Raw genomic sequence first — 20,968 nt, 5'->3', positions numbered from 1 at the left:
TCTATGCAAGCGGCAGAACTAGCAAATTTAAAGCGTTTATTGGCAGCGGAAGAGGGCTGGGAGCTGGGGTTTATCTTGGCGCAGTCCTTTGCTCCCCTGCCAGCTGATTCGGCTCTGGCAGAACTGATTGTTCGGCAGCCAGCGGGTTTGTATTGGGCGGTAGAAACTGCTCAGGAAGCGCTTTTGGGGGCCTTAACCGACTGGAGTTTGCATTATGAGCCCTTGGCCGAGCTGCCGCAGCCCTTGGGCTACTTTGCCAATTTGCGTAGCCTGAGTCTGAGCCACAACTACCTGCCTAAATTGCCTGATAATTTGGCGGAACTTCGGGCTTTGGAGCGGCTACAGATCCATTATAATCCTTTGGGGGAGCTGCCTGAAAGTTTGGGCGAGCTCTCTCTTTTGCGTTCGCTTTCGCTAAATAGCTGTAGTCTGAGCCAGCTGCCCAATGTCTTGGCCCAGTTGGAGCAACTCCAAGCCTTGGTTTTGATGGACAATCAGCTAACCGAATTGCCTAGGGCTTTGGCCCAGCTACAAAATCTAGAGAAACTGATTGTTCGGGGCAATCAGCTAAAGCGCCTGCCCGAAGAGCTTTGTGCCCTGCCCAAACTTCGGATTTTGGACCTAGGCGACAATCAAATTGAGCGCCTGCCTTATAATCTGCCACAAATGAGTAGTTTGCAAATGCTGCATCTAGAGCGCAACCAATTATCGGCCAGCCAAAAGCGCAACCTTAGTCGCCAGCTAAGCGATGTAAATATTTATTTTTAGGAAGAATTTTCCCACTTATGTCTATAGCAGAACAACATCACTACCTTTATTACGGTACCAAAACCAATGCCTCAGAACTTCGCAGCTTTGTGGAGCATATTCTAAAAACTAATGCGCGGATGGAGGCGCAAAACCGCCCTAAAACACCCATTTGCATTTGGGGAAAGCATGGAATTGGCAAAACGCAGTTGGTAGAAAGCATGGCTCGAGAAAAGGGCTATCAGTTGGCTTATATAGCACCAGCTCAATTTGAGGAAATGGGTGATTTGCTGGGTATGCCCCGAATTGATGAGGAGGGCCAAACTCGTTTCTCTCCACCCAATTGGGTGCCCCAAGAAGAAGGGCCAGGTATTCTCTTAATTGATGATGTCAACCGAGCCGATGACCGCATACTTAGAGGAATTATGCAGCTGCTGCAAAACTATGAACTAGTGAGCTGGAAGTTGCCCAAAGGTTGGCAGATTGTGCTAACGGCCAACCCCGATGGGGGCGATTATTCGGTTACGCCCATGGATGATGCCATGCTCACCCGCATGATGCACATTACTATGGAATTTGATGTGAAAGAATGGGCCAAATGGGCCGAGGAATATGGTTTGGACCCTAGGGGAATCAACTTTGTATTGACCTATCCAGAGTTGCTCACGGGAGAACGGACCACCCCCCGTTCCTTGGTGCAATTCTTTGAGTCAATTAGTGATATTCCCGATCTTTCCGCAGAGTTGGGCCTTGTTCAGCTACTAGCCGATTCGGCCTTGGATAGCAATACGGTGGCAGCCTTTCTCTCTTTTGTCAATAACAACTTGGCCAAATTGATTAGCCCAGAAGATATCCTTAACGCCAAAGACTTTAAGAAAGAAGTGCTTTCGCCTATTAAGTCGGTGGTTGCTAAGGGCAGCTTGCGGGTAGATATTTTGGCCACCATTTGTACGCGACTGGTCAATTTTCTCAATATCAATAGCGTCAAGCCCAACAAAGAGCAGCTACAAAATATAAAGTCCTTTATCAAAATAGACTTCCTGCCCAATGACATCCGCTTGGCGATGGCCCAAGATTTAGTGGCCTCGCCCAATAAGCACCTTAAAGTAATTATGACCGACCCCGAGATTGGCAAATTGCTTTTGCAGAAGATGTAAAACAAAAAAGGAGCTTGACCTTAAGTCAAGCTCCTTTTCTTAAAATAGGGCAGTATCAATTAGACGATGTACTGCTCCAATTTAGACTTCAATTTAGCCTTTGTAGTCATCCCTACTTGGCGGTCTACAACCTCACCATCCTTAATGACAAGAATAGTGGGAATAGAGCGGATATTATACTTCATAGCAATCTCTTGGTTGCGGTCAATATCTACTTTACCTACAATTGCTTTACCTTCAAACTCTTGAGAGAGGTCTTCAATGATAGGAGCAATTGCGCGGCAAGGACCACACCATTGTGCCCAAAAGTCAATAAGTGCTACTTGTCCAGATTCAAGTATTAGGCTATCGAAGTTGCTATTTGTGATTTCCTTGGCCATGATTCAATCTTTGGTTTTAAATATTGTAAATATGAGCCCTTCTCGAGGGCTTTTGATTATTTTGTTGTCGTAACAACGAAATTAGCGATAAAGTTTGAGAACTGAAAACCGCCTAAAATATATTTAACAGATTCCCGCTATTATGTCTAACAAATTTAGCTTTTTCTTTTGTTTTTTACTGCTTTCGCCCAGCTTTATTTTGGGCCAAAACCGCCTAGAAATGGCGCTTAAGGAGTTTGAGCAGGCGCCAGAGCTCCGCTACGCCTCTATCGGTTTTGCCGCTATTGATATCGATAAAAACGAACTGATCGCCAGCCGAAATCCAGAACAATCCCTGATCACGGCTTCTACCCTGAAGGCCATTACCACTAGCACGACCCTAGCCCTTTTGGGGGCAAATCATCGTTTTGCTACTTATTTGGAGTATGATGGCTACATCAAGGATGGGGTTTTGCATGGCAATTTGTACTTCAAAGGAACGGGCGACCCCTGTTTGGGCTCTCCTTATATGGAGGATATTCCTAGCCTAGACGATTTGGCCAATGAGTTTTGTGAGGCGGTCCGCAAGGCGGGTATCCAAAAGATCACAGGCCTCATTATTGGCGATGGTAGCCATTACGACAATTCGATTATGGTCCCTACTTGGCAATGGATGGATATGGGCAACCATTATGGAGCAGGGGTGTCTGGCCTCAATTTGCACGATAATCTTTTCTATATGCGCTTTCAACTGAGCGCCAGCCAAAGCCGGGGCCCCAAGTTTTTGGGCTGCGAGCCTGAGGTGCCCGGCCTAGAGGTGATCAATGAGCTGGAAACGGGCAAGCCCCGCTCTGGCGACCAATCCTATATTTATACGGCCCCTTATCACCCCCAGGCTTGGATCCGTGGAAGTCTGCCTCAGGGCAGCAAGAAGTTTAGGGTAAAAGGGGCCGCGCCTAATCCAGAGTTGTTTGCGGCGCATTGGCTTTGGCGCTCGCTCAATGCGCAGGGGGTTCGCTGTTTGCGCCAACCCGTAACGCACCGAAACTACAAAATGGCCGAAAAACGCCGCCGTTTTCATACGCATTACTCGCCTCCTTTGGCCCAAATTATTCAGCATGTGAATGAGGCTAGCCGAAACCTCTACTGCGAGTCTTTCCTCAAAACCTTGGGCAAAAAGTTTAAGCAAGAGGCCTCTACCGAGGCCGGCATTGGTGTCCTGATGGACTTCTGGCAAAAGCGGGGCGTTTCAACTAAGGGCTTTTTTATGCAAGATGGCTCTGGACTCTCTGCCCGCAACGGTGTACCCGCCAAAACCATGGCCCAAATTATGCGCAAAGTCTATATCGATCAAAAAAGCTTTCCCAATTTTTATAATCTATTGGCGGTGGCGGGTAAAACAGGAACTTTTAAGTACCTTGGCCGCAAAACGGCCCTAGAGGAAAATCTGCACGGCAAAGGCGGCTCCATGAACCGAGTTCGCTCTTATACGGGCTATGTCAAAAGCCGCTCGGGCCGCAGAATTGCGTTTTCTATTATCGTCAATAATTATAATTGTGCATCCTGGACCATCCGCAAAAAGCTAGAGAAAGTCTTGCTGGCCATGGCCGAGTATAATCAATAGGATTTGGGGCCTCCGCAGCTTCGCTGCGGCGCTATGTTGCGGGGCTCGCAGCTCTGCTCGGCCCTGCAGGCTTCACTTCGTTTCGCCTTTGGTCTGGCCCTGCGGGCCACCCCTCCACAGCGCTAGGCCAATAGGGCCTGGCCGCATTTTACAACTTAGAACTTATGGCAAAATTTTCAGATCACTTGGGGCTTTGGGCCTTTAAAACAGTACGGTTTAGCTTTCGGCTAACGCCTTTTTGGCTCTTATATGCCTACTCTAATTTTCTTTATTTGGTCCTTTATAAGTTGTTGGGCTACCGCAAACAGGTGGTCCGCGATAATTTACTGCGTTGTTTTCCAGAAAAAACGGAAGCAGAAAGGACCCAAATAGAACGGCAGTTTTATAGCCATCTTTGCGATATCTTTTTAGAGAGCCTCAAGGGCCTGAGCATGAGTGAAGAAGTGGCTGAAAAGCGCTGGAAGGTGGTCAATGGCGATATTTTTGACCCCATTGCCCAAAAACAAGGGGCGGCTGTTTTGGCCGGGGCGCATTACAATAACTGGGAGTGGGGCGGAGCTGGTCTTGGCTTTCAGACGCCTATGCTCAGTATGGTCATTTATAAACCCATGGCCAATAAATTGATAGAGGCCGAGATGTTTAAGGGCCGCAGTTTGTCGGGTAATGTGATTGTTCCTACCTATGAAACGGCCAAGCAATTTGAGGCGCATCGCCTACAGTCTCCGCTTTTGGTCCTCATTGCCGACCAAAACCCGAGCAGTGTGAAAAAGGCGCATTGGGTGGAGTTTTTTGGTCAGCAGACGGCCACAATTCATGGCCCGGCCCGCTATGCCCAAGGCTATAATATTCCCATTTATTATTTTGATGTACAAAAAGTAAAAAGAGGGGTGTATGAGGTCCATTTTGAAGAACTCATTAAGGACCCACAGGCGCATACTGCCGAAGAAATCAGCCAGATTTACATGGCCAAAGTAGAGGCTCAAATCCGAAAGGACCCCGCCTATTGGCTTTGGTCGCATAAGCGCTGGAAGCACAAGCCACCGCAGGCCTAGGGCCAAAGAAAGAGGGCAGAAAACCATGGTTTTCTGCCCTCTTTTAGGCTGGAGCAGAGCCTTGTTTGGCCCTTTTTGCGTCTAGCAGGCCCGAAGGGCCGCAGGCTGAGGGATGGAAAAGGGGGGCCGAAGGCCAGACCAAAGTTTTTTGAGCGTAGCGAAAAAACTGCAGGGCCGAGCAGACTTGCGAGCCCTGACACAGCCCGACCCGCCCGATAATTCATGAGGGTTCTAACCCTCATTTTGTATCGCTTCGCAAAGCGATACCGCTTTGCGCTGGCTTTTCAGCCGGCGGAAGGGGCAGCCCCAAACCCTTAAATCAGTTCTAGATCTCTGTGTACAACAATTATTTCGTAGCGATCTTGGATATGCGCTCGGAGAAAAAGCTTTCCTTTTCGGCGAACATCTTTGAGGAGGGATTGGACCTCTTCGGTCCAGAAATCTTTGGGGGCTTTGAGGTAGATGGTTCGTAGCTTTTTTTTGCGCCAGTAGCTGAGTTCTAGTTCTTGAATCTTAAAGTTTTGGCCTTGGATGTTGCGGACAAAAAGAGATTCATTTTGGAAGAGGGCTTGTAGTTCCCTTTTCTTGAGTTGGTTGTTTTGGCTAGGGCCCGACCAGAGCAATTGGTACTTATTTTCTTGGGCCAGATGCAGTAATTTATTGAGTTGGAAGCGGATAGGCAGCTCAATCCAGCTTTTGCTTGGCTGGCCATCTTTTAGGGCGGGCTGAAAGCCCTTGATGCCCCTGAGGGTTTGCATAACGGCCTCATTAATAGCCTTATTTACTCCTTTTAGGATTTTGACTTTAGCGATTTGGCCCTCTTCATCGACTTCAAAAGCGGCGACCACTAGGCCCTCCACTTCTTCTTGCAGGGCGGTATCGGGGTAGGGGCAATGCAGGTGAATATATTCTAGGAGTTTTTTGCGGCTGCAGTCTTCTTGTTGGGCTAGACTAATGAGTGGGTCGCTACAAGAGGGGAAGAGTGCTGGGCGATTTTCTTGGGCCCAGAGCGTGGCGGAGAGGAGGAGGCAGAAAAACAGGCTGTAATAAGGCATAGTGTAGAGCTGTTGGCCAAAAAAAAGACGGCGCCGCCGTCTTTTTTTTTAATTCTTAAATTTCACGTCAATCTCCCACTTCAGATCTATGGGATTGCCTTCGGGGTCGGTGCCTGGAATCCATTTGGGCATAAGATTGATTAGGCGGATAACTTCTTCATCGCATCCATGTCCAAGTCCTTCCTTTACGCTTGGGTCGCTGATAGAGCCATCGGATTTTATGGTAAAGCTAGCCACAACAGTACCTTGTATATTAGCGTCTTTGGCGGCCTGAGGGTGTTTGAGATTACTAAAAAGGAACTGCATCATTTTCATATCTGCGCAGTCATAATCTAAGGCATCCTCACAACCGGGAAAGCGAGGCTCTTCTCCTTCTTGGGCGTATACTTGGCTAATACCAAGGCTGCTAATGAGAAAAAAAAGGGCAAAGATTTGTTTCATAATATCATTTTTTTCTAGGCCCAAAAGGGGAGAGCTGGGCAGTCAGTAGTTCTTAATAAGTCTTATTTTGTAGGCAGAGATTTGTTCTTGTCCTCCTCTCTGAAAATCATACCAAAAAGACCTATTCCTAATATCTATTCTGTGGGCGATTGGCGACCAAACTGTATTATTTTGCTTCGGCGGCATAATTTAGGGGAAAAATTGCCTCTAAAGGCCATATTAGGAATAAAAGTTTTTACTATAACTAATAAATTAGGTATTCCACCTAGGCCCGAATACTGGCTTTTTCTAGTTCGATTTCTCCGGGGGAGCAGTCTCTCCAGGGGACGGCTCCAGACCAGGGCCCTATTAATTTGTATTTACGATCTTGGAAGCGGAAGTGCAGGGGCATTTTTTTGAGGCACCAGGCGGCTCTTTCCTTAATTTCTTCATTGGTAATTTCTATATCTTCTAAGGTCACTTTGGTCCCTTCTAATTTCCCTTTGATATTGAAATAGCCAAACATGCGCCCGGCTCGGATCATGCCTGTACCGACAATATCTTGTCCGTTGAGGCTGAGTTCTACTTCATAGTAGTAGGTTTTGGCAATGCCGCCTTTGTCTTGGGTGAGTTTGCCGGTCCATTTTCCAGAGAGCATTAGGGGGGCCATTACGGCTAGTTCTTTTTCTTGGGCGCTTAGGCTTGGCAATAAGAAGAAGAGGCTAGTGAGCAGTAGGAGGAGTCGCATAAGGCATTATTTTTTTATCCAAGTTTTTGCTTTTGGGGTCGACCAGCTTTGTAGTTGTCCTAAGCTATCGACATAAATGAGGTGGGCTTCTAGTTCTTTTTGTTGGGGCAGTAGTTGTTGGGCGCGTTGGAGGCCCATGGCCATGCAGGCGGTGGCCCAGGCATCGGCTCGGCCACAGTTGGGGGCAAAAATAGAAGCGCTGAGTAGTTGGCTTTTTTCTGGATAACCGGTTTTGGGGTTGATGGTATGGGCATATTTTTGGCCCTCTACTTCATAAAAGTTACGGTAATTTCCAGAAGTGGCCAAACTATAGTCCTTGATCTCGACAATATTCTGAATTTCTTTTAGGCCCGCCTCTGTTTTAGGCAAATTAATGCCAATATACCAGCCTTGGGCACCTTCCTGATGTCCCCGCAAACGTAGCTCTCCCCCAATTTCAACCATATAGTTCCGAACGCCTTGGGATGCTAAATAACGGCCCAGTTCATCTACGGCATCGCCTTTGGCTAGGGCGCTAAAATCAAGTTCGTTGCCAGCTTTGGTTTTATACAAATAGCCTTTGTCGAGCTCTAGTTGCCCAAAGGCACAAAGGGCCCTTAGGCTGTCTACTTTTTGGCTGTCTACGGCAAGTACGGGCCGTTTTTGAGCATAGCCAAAGCCCCAATAATTAACCAAAGGCATGAGGCTGGGGTCTAACCAAGCTTCACTTTCTTGAAATACTTGTTTGGCCAAGAGGTAGTTGCGCAAAAAGTGGGGGCGATCATCTATTTTGATGCCTTTTTCCGATTGGTTCCACTGACTAATTGTAGAGCTGGGAATGTAGGTCGATACTTCGGCATTAATGGCTACTAGCAGGGAGTCGATGGCCGGACCAAAGTTGCGCCCTAGGCTGTCTTGGTAACTAATGCTGTAGCTGCTGCCCATGGTCTGCCCACTGAGTTCTAAATAGTCCGAATTTTGAGGGGCTTTTGCTTGGCAACTCAGTAGCAAGATTAGGCTAAGGTAGATAAGGTTTTTCATGTTGTTTTTTTTTGGGGGCCTCCCGCAGACAAGCTGCGGGCGTTACGTTTCGGGGCTCGCAGGTCTGCTCGGCCCTGCGCCGCCAAAGGCGGCTGGGTCTGGCCTTCGGCCACCCCTACACATCACTAGGCCAAGGCGCTTCGCGCCTTTCTGGACCTAAAAATGGCCCAAGCTCCCCCAATGGATTCCTTAGGGAATCCATTGGAGGGGAGGGTGGGCGGGTTATATTGATGAATGAGGAGCTTTGCGACGAATACCTTTTTAGGGAATCTGAAAAGCAGCGCTCATATTTTGGCGAATGCTTTGGACGATCTGGCTAGAATCATCTCTGTTAAAGGCGATGCCTCGCAATAAATCCGAATAATCTAGGGCTATACTTAAGCTGAGGTCTTCATCAAAAGAGCCCGAAAGGGCCAAGGGGAGTTCTACCCAAAGAGTGTCATTCAGAATATATTGGCTGCTATCGTTGCCCAACACAGCCTGCATCTGGGCCGATTGATAGGCGGAGTTTTCATATAAACTAGCCGTAAAACTACTGCTGAGGGCCAAACTGCTTTCTATTTCATTTGGGGCCAAATCGGCCCAGTCGGTAGGGGCGCCCACCAAAAAGCGAAGGCGATCAAAGGTTCTAGCTTGGTCAAAACGGCCCAAATCATACAAAAAGCTATTGCTTCGCCAAATGGCAATATCGCTAGCCAAATAACGGCTGCTGCCATTGGCCAAAGGGTAGAGTAGGCTATCCTGTACCTGCCACCATTGTCCACTACTATCGCGGAGGGCAAAGGAAGATACAAAAAAGTGGAACTGCTCTAGCTGAAAGCTATCGCCCTGCATATCGGCATACTTACTAGACCAACTAAAGCTGCTGGTATCGGCCCAAATGCCCGAGCGGTTGAGGCGCAAATTAAAATACTCGCAACAACAGTCCGTATCGGCCTCGGGGGCGTAGTTCTCGGCAATGGGGTCGGTGCAGCCTTCTTCCAAATCGCAGGAGCTAGCCAAAAGCAAGAACCCTAAGGTCCAAAATAAATACTTCATAAATTGTTTATTTCGCTTTAAAGCTCCATTCAAAATAAAAGCGAGAGACCAAAATATCTTGTCCGTCAGGGCCAGTCATATAGCCTTCTGAAATGATTTCAATTCGCTGGCCTTCTCCAGTATCTATAGCTTTTTGCATACAGGCCTTAATATCTTGGCCTTGTTCGCAGACAAAGCGAGCTGTTTTATTGACCTTTTTAAAGTATTCTGCTCGCATACCGGTAACCAACATAGACATTTTTGGCCCTTTGTAGAGCTGCATATTGGCCAAGATCCCGGTAGAGAGTTCGGCTGCAGCGGCTTGGGCGGCAAAATAAGTGGATTTAAAGGGGTTTTTGGAGTACCAACTAAAGGGCAAGTGAACAATAGAGCGCTCAGGCGTTAGGGTCTTCATTTTGACCCCCATGAACCAAGCTGCGGGCAGCTTGCTGAGCAAAAATAACTTTTGCTTGAGGGGCGACAAAAACAATTTCATAAACTCGGGGGCATGTTGCCCTAAAATAGGAGCTTGCATAATAATATGATTGATGGTGATTGATGATGACAAGAGTTGGGACGGGCTGGCGGAATAGCCAGCCCTAGGGCCGCAGGCCCTAAACGGCCTAGCGCTGTGAAGGGGTGGCCGAAGGCCAGACCGAGTTTTGAGCGCAGCGAAAAACGAAGGGCCGAGCGAGCAGCGAGCCCCGCAACATAGCGCCCGCAGCTTAGCTGCGGGAGGCCCCAAAATATAGACTTAAGGATAAAGTAAATACTTTTGGCGCAAGACCTTATAATCTTCTAGTTCTTTGGCCCAGCGGGCTCGGATTTGCTCTTCGTTTTCGCCCTTTTGGATGGCGGTTCGGAGCCAGCTATTGCCCACTAATTTATCGAAAAAAGCCTTTTGAGAAAAGAATTTTTGCTTTAAGTTGCTGGGGGCCTCCTTGTAGGCCTTTAAAAAATACTGCAGGGGAATTTGTTTTTGGGCCTGCAGGCTATCTAGAGAAATCAGAGAGAGGTCCTCGCCCCAGCAGAGCTGTTGATTTTGGACCGGAGACTTGGCCCCAGGCATAGGCACAGGCTTGAAGGAATATTGGCGGCTGGGAAATGCCGGATGGCCATAGCACTGAAACTGTTTTTGAGTGCCTCGGCCAACCGAAAATTGGGTGCCCTCAAAAAGGCAGAGGCCCGGATAGAGATAAATGCTGCGCATATTGGGCAAATTGGGCGAGGGCTTAATGGGCAGCTCATAATATTTATCATGTCGATAATTGAGGCAGGCCACATATTTCAAATCGCATTGCAGGCTATCGCTCAACCAAAACTCCTCGTTAATCATGCGGGCATATTCGGCCAAGGTAAGGCCATGCACAATCGGAACGGGATGAAGGCCCACAAAGCTGCGCTGTTCTTTTTCCAGAATTGGTCCATCTATATAATGGCCCAAAGGGTTGGGGCGGTCGAGGACCAAAAAGGGAATTTTGGCTCGGGCGCAGGCCTCCATCATATAGGTCATACTAGAGCTATAGGTATAAAAGCGAACCCCCACATCTTGGATATCAAAAATGACGAGATCCAAATTGGCCAATTCTGCGGCCTTGGCCTTGCGGTTTTTGCCATAAAGAGAAACAATAGGCAAGCCCGTTTTTGGGTCCTTGGCATCCAAAATCTTTTCGCCTCGGTCTGCCGTTCCGCGAAAGCCATGCTCGGGGGCAAAAATCTTTTTTACATTTAGGCCCAAGGCCAACAAGCTATCTACCAAATGCGTTTCCCCAATAGCCGAGCTATGATTGACCAACAAACCGAGCCGCTTACCTTTGAGGAAAGGGAGGTAGTGGTGCATTTGCTCGGCCCCTGTTTTGATTTGGTTATCAAAGACCTCTGTTTGAGCAGGGGCCTCTTTGGGCGGCCAAAAAAGGAAAAGTGGTAGACAAATGGCGGCAAAAAGGAAGTAAACTGGGCGCATATTCTAGATTTTGGCTGAAGATAGCGTCTTTTGCCCTTAAAAAAAAGTAGGCCTTTTAGCGACTAAAATAAAATGAGTTCGAGATCTTTGTGCTCTCAAAAAGTAAGGAATGAAATTTGGTAAACTGACAGATATCTCTAGAGTAGATTTTTCGCTGCCCAATTTGGCCGAGCGAAGCACTGCCCTTCTGGCCAAAGAACGGCCAGAACAGCCAGCGGTCTATATTGGCTGTACTGGCTGGGCGATGAAGGAGTGGGTAGGGCGCTATTATCCGCCCAAAACAGCGCCCAAAGATTATTTTAAAGCTTATGCGGCCCAATTTAACGGCATAGAACTGAATTCTACCCATTACCAACTACCCAAAGTAGAATTATTGGAACGCTGGCGAGAGGAGAGCCCCCAAAACTTTCGATTTTCACCCAAATTGGGCCAAAATATTAGCCATGCCGCCGACCTAGGCATCAATCTGGGCCTAGGCCCAAGCTTTGCCGAACGAATGCAGGAGCTCGGCCCCCGATTGGGCTGGGGATTTATGCAGTTGCCCCCGCATTTTGGCCCCGCTAAGCTGCCTTTGCTCGAGCAGTTCCTCAAACAATACCCCCAAAGCCTTTTCCCCATCTGTATAGAAGCCCGCCAAGCCAGTATTTTTGCCGATCCTGCTGCCCGCAAAGACTATTTTGACCTTTTGCAGCATTATAAAGTAGGAACTTGCATTACAGATGTCGCTGGAAGAAGAGATGTACTGCATCTCGAACTAACCGCCCCCCTTTTGATGCTCCGCTTTGTGGGCAATGGCCTGCTTCCCAGCGATTACCAAAGAGTAGATGCCTGGATAGAAAAAATAATGAGCCTGCAATCCCAAGGATTGAAGGAGTTTTATCTCTTTTTGCATGAACCAGACAACCTCCTGGCCCCAGATATCTGCCAGTATATGGCAGAACAATTGGCCAAAAAAACAGATTGGTCCATCAAAATTCCACAACCTTACCAAGACCCCCAACTCCAACTATTTTAATGAAATTTATGCCTTATCTCATCCTTGTCTTAGCTCTTTTCGTAAGTCATTTAACGCAAGCGCAAAATATTAAACTCTACCCAGAAGATAGCGTCTTTGTAGATATTAACGGCGGAAGAGTGTATTTGCTCCATCAAGTAAAGCACAAACAAACGCTTTACTCCATGAAAAACTTTTACCAAATCAAATTAGCCGACCTCTACTATTGTAACCCTGGCCTCTCTAAACGTAGCCTCAAAGTTGGCGAAAAACTACGCATTCCCATTAGCGCAAAGGCCATCTTAAGAAACAAACCTCGCCCCTATATTGATAGCAATTATGTGAAGGTCTATTATCAGGTAAAAGCAAATGAAACCCTCTGGCGAGTCGCTCGAAAACATTTTAATATGCCCGTAGAACTACTCCAAAATCGCAACCAACTTAGCTCAGCCGTGCTCTATGAAGGCCAAAGACTACAAGTAGGTTGGTTCTCTTTGAAGGGAGTTAGTGACAGCCTAAGTAAACATACCGGACTCGATGGCGCCCTGGCCGAAGAAAACCGAAAATGGCGAAAAAAGTATGAAATGGGCCTGATGAGAGGCAAAACCGAAAAAATGGAGGAGGGCAGAGCCTGTTGGCCCAAATATGAACAACTTAGCCAACAAACTAATGGCCTATATGTTCTATATGATGGCGCCCAAACTGGAGACGTAATTCTGATTGAAAACCCTATGATTGAACGCCGAATATATGCAAAAGTTCTAGGTCCCGTACCCGATACGCCCTTCGCCAGAGGCTCTATTGTTATGCTTTCCCCTATCAGCGCCCAAGCATTGGGAATCCTTGATGCTCAAGCATATGTAAAAATTAGAAAGCTTGTTAAATAATAGAGTTTTAACAAGTTGATATTTGGATTTATTCCTGATAATAAAGAGATTGTGGTGATTTTGACGACTCAAAAGCCTAGAAAAACATAATTTATTCACTAATTTGTGACAATTGACGACTCAAAACTAACCTAACTACTAAAAAATCCTCAATGTCCCCGCATTCAGGATCTGTTTTTACTAACTTAAAATGGACAGTATGAAGTATAAAAGTTCTTATCTGCTCTTCTTGCTCAGTTGCCTTTTAGCCTACTCCTGTAGCCCCGGCAATGATCTAGATTTACTCAACCTCCCTAAAGAAACCGTCTATATTTCTGACGGTTTTTTTGAGGATGAAGACCTAGAGGGTCAAGAAATTCGTACCCTCACCGAACAAACCCGACCCAAGGCTGGCCCCCTAAAAATTGCCCAACTCAAGCGGCCCTACAAAAGAAAAAGTAATAAGCCCGAAGAATTGGCCAAGGCCTCTGTTTGGTATGCCATCAATGCCGTTTATCCAGAGCCTTTTCAATCGCCCGGCCTAGAGGTCCTCAAGGCCGATCTAGACGCTAGCCAACTGGTCATGGACCTCAAAATTTCTTGGCGAGACCAATGGGTGAGCCACCCCTATATCATCAAGGGCCAACTAAAGGTCCGACCCGACGGTAGCCAAGGGAGCTTCCGCATCAAAGAGAAAAACCTAGAGGCCGAAGCCCTAGAACTTACCCATGCCAATAGCCCCGCCCTAATCGAATTGCCTCAACTCTAATATCTGGCCGCTTTCTAAAGGCCCAAAAGTAGCTTTCGTAACTATTATTTACGGAAGCTGCTTTTTTTTTGGATCTTTGGGGCCTCCGCAGCAAGCTGCGGCGCTATGTTGCACAGCTCGCTATTCGCTCGGCCCTTCGCCAGCTTTGCTGGCTCGGTCTGGCCCTTCAGGCCACTGCTCCACAGCGCTAGGCCAAAAAAAAACGCCTTGCAGGCGCCAAAATGCGGCCTGCAGCCGCAACAAAAAGGACCAAAACCCCTTCGCATCACATCAGAACGCTAACATAAAATGGCAAAAAAAGCAAACTATCAGCTCATCGCTGAAACTAAAGACTTTATCATCGTCAATAAAACTGCCGGCTTGCTCAGCATTCCCGACCGCTTTCGCCCCGATGAAGTACCCAATCTCTATCATATGCTACAAGCCGATTTTGGCGAAATCTATATCGTCCACCGCCTAGATAAAGATACTTCAGGCATTATCTGCTTTGCCCGAACAGCCGAAGCACACAAAAATTTAAGCCTTCAGTTTGAAAAGCGGAAAACCAAAAAGACCTATTGGGCGCTGGTCCTTGGCCAACCCTACCCAGAAGAGGGCCGCATCGATGTCCCTATCGCAAAACATCCTAGCATTGCTGGCCGTATGGCCGTCGCCCGAAAAGGCAAACCCTCTATTACCGATTACTCGACCCTAGAGACCTTTAAACAACATAGCTTGCTCGCTTGCGATATCTTGACTGGCCGCACACACCAAATTCGCTTGCATCTCAAACATTTGGGCCACTCTCTAGTGGTAGACCCTAGCTACGGAGGCCAAGATCAGTTTTTCCTCTCCGAAATTAAGGGCCGAAAATATCGCTCGGCCAAATATGCCGAAGAACGCCCCCTGCTAAAAAGAGTGCCCCTGCATGCTTACCAATTGCAAATTGCAGACCCTAGCTCTGGCGAAAGCTTGAGCTTTCAGGCAGAACCCCCCAAAGATATGCGGGCTACCCTCAGCCAATTGAGAAAATGGGCCAAGGCCTAACTGGCGCTTTACTGGACTGCGGCAAGGCCGCAGTTTTTGTTGGCCTAGCGCTGTGCAGCAGTGGCCGAAGGCCAGACCCAGGCAGCTTTGCTGCCGCAGGGCCGAGCAGACCTGCGAGCTGCGAAACATAGCGCCGCAAGGCGAAGCCGCAGCGGAGGCCCCAACAGAAAAAAATAAAACAAAAAAGCGCTAATCATCTCTGAGACGATTAGCGCTTTTTGAATAGGAGAGAGGGCTTAGTTTACCTCTACCCAACCGCCAGCTTTATTGGCAAAAATGCTGTGGTCATACATGGCCTCACAAGACTGATGAGGCAGGTAAAAGCGGCCCTTATAGGCAGCATTCAAGTAAATTTTGAAGGTCATTTTTTGGCCTGCGCCCAAATCAAAGAAGCTATACACCCGATCATCGCGAATATCCTGATAATCGGCTCGGCTATTGCCTGCGCCCAAGGCGGCATTCATGCGGTTAGACAAAATCTCCCAACCGGCGGGAAAAACCTGCTCTAGGGCCAGTTCTTCATAGCGGCCTCTTTGGCCAGGGTTGGCTACCTCTACAATCGCAATAAAGTCGGTCCCTTGCTTAATTTGTTTAATATCAAGCTTTTTGCCTTCCAAATCTTGGTAGTTCACCGTCAATTTAAGGTCATTGCTAATTTCTTCGGTTTCATCTTGCAGGGCTTGTCCCTCTAGCAAAACCTGAACAAAAAGCGGTCCTCCTCCAGTATTTTTTACCTTGAGGGCTTCGGCTTGGCTACCAACGGGCAAGTCCGTTTCAAAAATGGGTGCTTGCTCTAAGCTAGCACTTTCGTTGAGTTGGGCAAAGCTAAAGCTATAGCTATTTTTGGCCTGAGCGCCTCCTTTTTGTTGTTTGACAAAATCGGCTGCGGCCAAAAGGGCATAGGCGGTAGACTGCGTAGAGTACCAGCGATCTGAGCTGAGTTTTTGGGCCAATTGCTGCAAGACTTTGGCGGCCTCGGTTTTTTGTCCCAAACGATTGAGCGTTTCTAGAATCATGGCCTCATCTCGAAGGTCAGAGCCGTAGGTGTAGCTCATTTCTCGGTAGCTACCAACTTCTTTTGGCAAGTTTTTGCTCATATTTTTGGCCAATTGGCTATTGCCCGTAAGGGCGTAGGCTGCCGCCAAGCGCCATTTGGCATTGCTGGGGAGCAAAGGCTGATTGCGAAGTAAGTTCATGGCGGCCAATTCCGATTTACCGGCTAGGGCCAAGGTATACAGGCGATAAGCTTGCATTAAAGGGGCATTGGCTCGTTGGTTGAGTTGTTCTCCTCTGGGCATTCTCCAAATGCGAGACATACTCTTTTGGTAATTGCTCCAGTTGTCGAGCATAGCTTTAGGAACCAAATAGCCTTCTTTTTTGGCCGCCAACAAAAAGTGTCCAGCATAGCTGCTGCCCCATTCAGAAGCTTCGCTTCCAGCAGGCCAGTAGGCAAAACCGCCCGTGGCAGTTTGGAAGCGGGCCAAACGCTTAATTGCCGCTTTTACATTTTGCTCGATTTCGGCGGTTTCTTTTTTGCTTAATGGCATGAGCGAACCCAAATACAACTGGGCAAAAACAGCAGAAACAGTTTGCTCAACGCAACCATAGGGGTAGCGTTTGAGGTAGTGCAATCGCTTTTGTAGGTTAAGGGCGGGAATACGAGAAAGCTCTAGGCTAGCGCGGTTGGTGCCCGGCATTCCAATGCGGGCCAGGGACTCTTCCCAGTTTTCGCCGGGTTGCAAGACAGCCGCATAAGTTTTGCTAATCCGTGGATTGGGGTTGCGTACTTGGACCTCTAGCTCATAGCTAGCTGTTTTACCAGCAGCTTGGGCCACTACCTTAATTTTGGCTACGCCCAAACCTTCTGCGGCTTCAATATCAAAGGATAGCATTTGCTCTCCTACTTGCTCAAAGCGGAGCTTTTTGCTTTTCTCTCCTTTAATCTGTAGTAATTCATTGGTCTCTAAGCGAACTTCTACATCCTTAATGCCTTTTTCCATGGCAAAAACGGTAACGGGAAGGGCCAAGCGTTCTTTGGGCGATAGCACTCTAGGTAAAGAGGCCAAAGTCATGAGGTCCTTACGGACAGGAGTTGTTTTTTCTGCCTGTCCATAAGCGGCATCTTGGACCGCCACCAACATGGTCCGAACCGAACCGATGTAGTTAGGAATTTTCACTTGATGTTCGGCTTTGGCGCCTGCTTTTAGCTCAAAAGGACCCAAATAGCGAACCATAGGTTTAAAGCGGTTGGCTTTTTTGGCTTGTGCGGGGTCAATGCCGCTACCTCCACCAATCGTAATGATACGATCTAGTTGTTGGCCAAAGGCACCCAAAACTTGCTCATAGAGGTCCCAGGTTTTTACGCCCAAGGCTTCTTTTTTATAGAATTCGGGCCAGAGATCAGGCGTTTTGAAGCGAGTGAGGTCGAGTAAGCCCTCATCTACCATGGCAATAGTGTAGGTCATTGGGCGGCCTTTGGCCTCTTGGACCTTAATGCTAACCGTACTATTGGGCTGCAACTTACTAGGCATTTCTAGTTGGGGCTCTAGGCGACTGGCAGGGTCTTCTACTCGGATCGGAATGACTCCATAGCTGCGGATAAGCAGGTCGTTGAGGCTATTCTGATGTGGTTGGACCAAGCTAATGTGCGCATAAATGGTAGGGCTCATTTGGCCATTTACCTTAAAGCGAATTTCTTGGATGCCCTTGGGGTTATCCTGAATCTTAATCCAGCGATGTTCCAAAATCTTTTTGCTATTTTCTAAGCTCAAAAGGGCTCGGCCCGTTTTTCCAGCAGGCAATTGAAGGACCACCTCTTCACCAGGGGCATAGACCTCCTTGTCTGCAGAAAAGGCCAGCATACTAGCGGCAGAACGATTGCCAAAATCGCTATCATCCCAAGGCGAACCTGCATAGAAGAAATCTCCAGTGCAGTGTCCGCTGCTTTCTTCGGTGATTCGGACCATATAGCGGCCCCATTCTTCGGGCGTAACTTGATAAAGGGCCTTACCTTGGGCATCTGTGGTCAATTCTATGGTAGAAATAGCCCCTTTGTGATAGCTGCTGCTAAAACGAGAAAGGTTTTCATAGCCATTGTCCCACCACCAGCGCCAGTCTAGGCGGTAGAGCCCAACTTTGACCTTTCTGTTGGCAAGGGGCTGCCCATTTTGGTCCAGCACCACTAAGTTGATTGTATTGCCATCTTTCACCTTGAGGGTTTTGCGTCCCCCTGCATCTTTGGGGATCTCAATACCGACATAGGCCGTAAAGGGAGAAAAAGGCATAGAGAAATTATCTACGCTAAAGTCTCCGCCAGATTCAAAGGCGCGTACATTAAAGCCCGCACGGAGTTTACCCGCAGGTAGGGCCTCCATTTTGATTTCGCCCTGAAGCTGGGCAAAGCCCTGTTCGTTTAGGTTGGCATCAAAGACCGTAAAAGGGCTGCGGCTATAGTTTAGGCGAGTAGGATCATCAAAAACAAAGTCGGGATATTCCTCAAAATCAGTAGGCATGGGCTCTAGGCTCATTTGTACTCGGCTACGGATTTTGGCCGCTGGGGCACCATGTAGCCATTTCACTTTGAGGTCGGCCTTAAGCGCTCGGTCTTCGGCCATGAGCTCCTCTTTTCCAAGGTCCAAGTCAATTTTGAGACGGTTGGGTTTTACCGTTTCAATCATGATTCTTTTGCTAAAGTTGAGTCCACCAGCAGCTACCTCCGCCGACCAGTTTCCGGTGGGGGCATTGTCTTCGGTTTTTACCTTAAAGCTATAGACGCCATTGAGGTGTTGCCCTTCTGTGCGGCTATAAACAATTTGTCCGCGAGGGTTGCGCAATTGCAACTTTAGGGGATATTGCATGGGCAGGGGCTCTTCTTTGCTTTCCAAAACTACAGTTAAGAACAAAGAATCACCGGGGCGCCAAACGCCTCTTTCTCCATACAAGCTCCCTTTTAAGCCTTTAACGCTTTGGCTGCGGCTGCCGCCTACTTCAAAGCGGCTTAGCGAAAGATTGCCGCCTTTCGGCATGCGCAAATAGCCTTTTTGCTTATTGTATTCGGCAACCACTAAGCTAGGTAGATATTTGGTGGTCGTTTTAGCAAAGCCATCACTATCCGTTTGTAGTTCGGCCATAAGTTGCTGAAAATGGTCATAGATTTTTACCGTAGCTCGACTAATGGGCTCGGTAGTTCTTAGGTCGGTTAGGGCAACAAGTATTTCTTTATTAGGTCCTCTTTTGGCAATCATGCCAATATCAGAGGCTAAGAGGTTGCGGCGAACAAAGCGGCTATAATTATAATAGTCATCTGTACAAGGGTCATTTCGGCGGCTATAGTTGTAGTTATAGAATTCTGGCCGTTCAAAAAAGCTAATGAGCTCTTGGCTTTCTTCATCTTCCTGATAAAGAGTTTGGGTGCTTTCTAGGCCCAAAGAGGCCGAAGCGCCACAACCAAAGGCTTGGTATTCTTTTCTAAAGGCGATAGCCACCTGATAAATAGCGCCGGGTTCTTGCTCAACGAGTTCGTCTAGGGCCAAGGCGTAGCGGGTCCATTCATTGGGGTTGGCATTGGGGGCCAGTTCTTGCAAAGAGACCCTTTTTTGGGCCACCACTCTACCCATATAATTGAGGTATAAATCATTGAGGTCATTTTTTTGCAAAAATTGCAATACATTATTTTCATAAATCTTAACAACCTGCACATCTACCGCCTTGAGGTTGATGGCCTCAAAGGGGAGAAATAGCCCTTTGTTGTTGGGCAGAATACTTCCTCGGCCCAATAAACGCACAGCAGGCTGCGCAGAGCGGAGCTCTAATGTAAATTCTTGCTCTCCCTTGAGCTTATCGCCAGAAGAAGAACGAAGGTCCTCATTAAGGACCAATTTAAAGTCGCCCGTCGTATTTTTATTTCTAGGAATACATTTGAGCTCGTTCTTTTCGACAAAAATGTCAAAACGACGGCTCACCTCATAGTCTGACTGAAAGATGCTGAGATAATCTAGTTCCCGCAAACTGTTATTAGGCAGAATAGCATTATCGTTAGGGCTTGGCCTAGTATACTGCGCCAAGGGCTGAGAAAACTGAACAGAGAAGTAGGGATAACCCGACTCATCATTCAACACCTTAACTTGGGCCACCTTAAAGAGCTCTGAAGGCATATTGATGGTGTCCACGCCCTTTTTATCTAGGCCCAAAGCTTGACCATCCCAGCGCAAAAAGAGTTGGCCATCTTCGCCGCCTTTTTTGAGCTGAATATTTCTGATGGTAAACTGATGGGTTCTTTGGTCGGCCAAATGTTTCCAGACCAGCTCTAGGTTTTCTTGGCCCGGATAATCAATTTGCAACAGTTGTTGGACGCTTTCGGGGCTAGCCACATCGGCGGTATAGAGGGCGCCTTCTAGCTCTAGCTGATCGGCCTGATTGGCCTTGGGGATATAAATCCGATGGCTGCTAATTTCAAAGTCTTGGGGGAGGGCCTTAAAGGCGAATTTAAAGTTTTCTAGGCCCTCGGGTAGTTTTTTAAACAGCTTTTTGAGGTCCAAAATAGCCCGAAAGCTTTGCTTTTGGGGCAGGTTTTCTGCGGGCTCAAAGCGAAGTGTAGCGGCATCTTCCCAAAAGAGTTTTCCTTTTAGGGCGGGCTCAAAGCTCAGTAGCTCGGCATGGGCGGCTTGGCCAATTTGGGCCTTGCTGGCCAAATCGGAAGAAAAGCGAATGCGAATGGGGTCGGCTGCAGAAATCAGGCCTGCGGTATAGGCCGAAATATAGTTTTTGTAGGATTCATCGGCGGCTTGAAACAGCTCTTGATCTGTGGGCGGCTTGTCTTTTTTGCTACAAGCAGAAAGGCCCAACAGTAAAAATCCCGAAAGCAGTAGACTGCTCCAAAATAAAGGGGAAATAAGTTGACGCATGGGTAGGTATAATAGAGGTTAAGAAAGTTTTGTTTTGGGGCGGCCCCGCCCTTTGGGCGGGTCGGGCTGTGTACTCCCGTTGGTCGTCGAACTGGCGCCCCTATAGGGGCTGGTTGTCGTGGCTCGCAGGTCTGCTCGGCCCTTCACAAAAAAACAAGTTTTTTGCTTGGTCTGCGGCTTCGCCGCACCACTATCCATCCCTCAGCCTGCGGCGGCTTTGCCGCCTGCTAGGGCCCAAAAAGGCTTTG

17 protein-coding genes are annotated in these 20,968 nt (G+C 47.9%); 8 read left to right on the top strand and 9 right to left on the bottom strand.

From position 1 onward, the window contains the following. Positions 1 to 3: 3 nt before the first annotated feature. Together SAPGRDRAFT_RS03340 and SAPGRDRAFT_RS03335 are read left to right on the top strand one after the other, a co-directional pair. The gene (locus tag SAPGRDRAFT_RS03340) at positions 4 to 768 is read left to right on the top strand and encodes a leucine-rich repeat domain-containing protein (protein WP_002657186.1); all 765 of its coding nucleotides are present in this window, start codon (positions 4 to 6) and stop codon (positions 766 to 768) included. Between the two features lie 17 nt (positions 769 to 785). Beyond that, on the top strand, positions 786 to 1,904 hold the full coding sequence (locus tag SAPGRDRAFT_RS03335) for an AAA family ATPase (protein ID WP_002657185.1): 1,119 nt from the start codon (positions 786 to 788) through the stop codon (positions 1,902 to 1,904). A gap of 59 nt (positions 1,905 to 1,963) precedes the next feature. On the opposite strand, the gene trxA is transcribed toward SAPGRDRAFT_RS03335, so the two are convergent. Then, a complete protein-coding gene (gene trxA, locus SAPGRDRAFT_RS03330; RefSeq protein WP_002657184.1) occupies positions 1,964 to 2,284 on the bottom strand; it encodes a thioredoxin in 321 nt (106 codons plus the stop codon). A 142-nt stretch (positions 2,285 to 2,426) separates the two neighbouring features. Between trxA and dacB the strand changes: the two genes are divergently transcribed. Together dacB and SAPGRDRAFT_RS03320 are read left to right on the top strand one after the other, a co-directional pair. Then, a complete protein-coding gene (gene dacB, locus SAPGRDRAFT_RS03325) occupies positions 2,427 to 3,887 on the top strand; it encodes a D-alanyl-D-alanine carboxypeptidase/D-alanyl-D-alanine endopeptidase (RefSeq protein ID WP_002657183.1) in 1,461 nt (486 codons plus the stop codon). Between the two features lie 164 nt (positions 3,888 to 4,051). Continuing rightward, the gene (locus SAPGRDRAFT_RS03320) at positions 4,052 to 4,939 is read left to right on the top strand and encodes a lysophospholipid acyltransferase family protein (protein WP_037349784.1); all 888 of its coding nucleotides are present in this window, start codon (positions 4,052 to 4,054) and stop codon (positions 4,937 to 4,939) included. 314 nt (positions 4,940 to 5,253) lie between these two features. Here SAPGRDRAFT_RS03320 and SAPGRDRAFT_RS03315 read toward each other — a convergent pair whose 3' ends face one another. The 7 genes from SAPGRDRAFT_RS03315 to SAPGRDRAFT_RS03285 form a co-directional block, all read right to left on the bottom strand. Further along, on the bottom strand, positions 5,254 to 5,994 hold the full coding sequence (locus SAPGRDRAFT_RS03315; protein ID WP_002657181.1) for an energy transducer TonB: 741 nt from the start codon (positions 5,992 to 5,994) through the stop codon (positions 5,254 to 5,256). A gap of 48 nt (positions 5,995 to 6,042) precedes the next feature. Further along, positions 6,043 to 6,435, bottom strand: a complete 393-nt coding sequence (locus SAPGRDRAFT_RS03310) for an energy transducer TonB (protein WP_002657180.1) — start codon at positions 6,433 to 6,435, stop codon at positions 6,043 to 6,045. Positions 6,436 to 6,700: 265 nt separating this feature from the next. Continuing rightward, positions 6,701 to 7,162: a hypothetical protein gene (locus tag SAPGRDRAFT_RS03305; RefSeq protein WP_002657179.1), complete on the bottom strand. Its 462-nt coding sequence runs from the start codon at positions 7,160 to 7,162 to the stop codon at positions 6,701 to 6,703. Positions 7,163 to 7,168: 6 nt separating this feature from the next. After that, positions 7,169 to 8,182, bottom strand: coding sequence for an FAD:protein FMN transferase (locus SAPGRDRAFT_RS03300; RefSeq protein ID WP_002657178.1), 1,014 nt, complete (start codon positions 8,180 to 8,182; stop codon positions 7,169 to 7,171). 261 nt (positions 8,183 to 8,443) lie between these two features. Further along, positions 8,444 to 9,220: an MbnP family protein gene (locus SAPGRDRAFT_RS03295; protein WP_002657177.1), complete on the bottom strand. Its 777-nt coding sequence runs from the start codon at positions 9,218 to 9,220 to the stop codon at positions 8,444 to 8,446. Between the two features lie 7 nt (positions 9,221 to 9,227). Beyond that, a complete protein-coding gene (locus SAPGRDRAFT_RS03290) occupies positions 9,228 to 9,734 on the bottom strand; it encodes a DUF4442 domain-containing protein (RefSeq protein ID WP_002657176.1) in 507 nt (168 codons plus the stop codon). Between the two features lie 219 nt (positions 9,735 to 9,953). Continuing rightward, entirely contained in the window at positions 9,954 to 11,162 is a 1,209-nt protein-coding gene (locus SAPGRDRAFT_RS03285) for an exo-beta-N-acetylmuramidase NamZ family protein (protein WP_002657175.1), read from the bottom strand. A gap of 109 nt (positions 11,163 to 11,271) precedes the next feature. On the opposite strand from SAPGRDRAFT_RS03285, the gene SAPGRDRAFT_RS03280 reads away from it, so the two are divergent. From SAPGRDRAFT_RS03280 to SAPGRDRAFT_RS03265, 4 genes are all read left to right on the top strand, one after another. Continuing rightward, entirely contained in the window at positions 11,272 to 12,177 is a 906-nt protein-coding gene (locus SAPGRDRAFT_RS03280) for a DUF72 domain-containing protein (RefSeq protein ID WP_002657174.1), read from the top strand. An 8-nt stretch (positions 12,178 to 12,185) separates the two neighbouring features. Continuing rightward, the gene (locus SAPGRDRAFT_RS03275) at positions 12,186 to 13,043 is read left to right on the top strand and encodes a LysM peptidoglycan-binding domain-containing protein (RefSeq protein WP_253271252.1); all 858 of its coding nucleotides are present in this window, start codon (positions 12,186 to 12,188) and stop codon (positions 13,041 to 13,043) included. Between the two features lie 199 nt (positions 13,044 to 13,242). After that, on the top strand, positions 13,243 to 13,791 hold the full coding sequence (locus SAPGRDRAFT_RS03270; RefSeq protein ID WP_002657172.1) for a hypothetical protein: 549 nt from the start codon (positions 13,243 to 13,245) through the stop codon (positions 13,789 to 13,791). A 288-nt stretch (positions 13,792 to 14,079) separates the two neighbouring features. Next, positions 14,080 to 14,817 carry an RluA family pseudouridine synthase gene (locus SAPGRDRAFT_RS03265; RefSeq protein ID WP_002657171.1) on the top strand — a complete coding sequence of 246 codons (738 nt, stop codon included), beginning with the start codon at positions 14,080 to 14,082 and terminating at the stop codon, positions 14,815 to 14,817. A gap of 236 nt (positions 14,818 to 15,053) precedes the next feature. Here SAPGRDRAFT_RS03265 and SAPGRDRAFT_RS03260 read toward each other — a convergent pair whose 3' ends face one another. After that, positions 15,054 to 20,720, bottom strand: coding sequence for an alpha-2-macroglobulin family protein (locus SAPGRDRAFT_RS03260; protein ID WP_002657170.1), 5,667 nt, complete (start codon positions 20,718 to 20,720; stop codon positions 15,054 to 15,056). Between the last annotated feature and the right edge of the window lie 248 nt (positions 20,721 to 20,968).

Origin of the sequence: Saprospira grandis DSM 2844, assembly GCF_000275825.1 — a bacterium.
In the GTDB taxonomy this organism is placed as follows: Bacteria; Bacteroidota; Bacteroidia; order Chitinophagales; family Saprospiraceae; genus Saprospira; species Saprospira grandis_A.
Note: the sequence above shows the minus strand (reverse complement) of the source record. Positions and strands in the feature narration are given on the sequence as shown.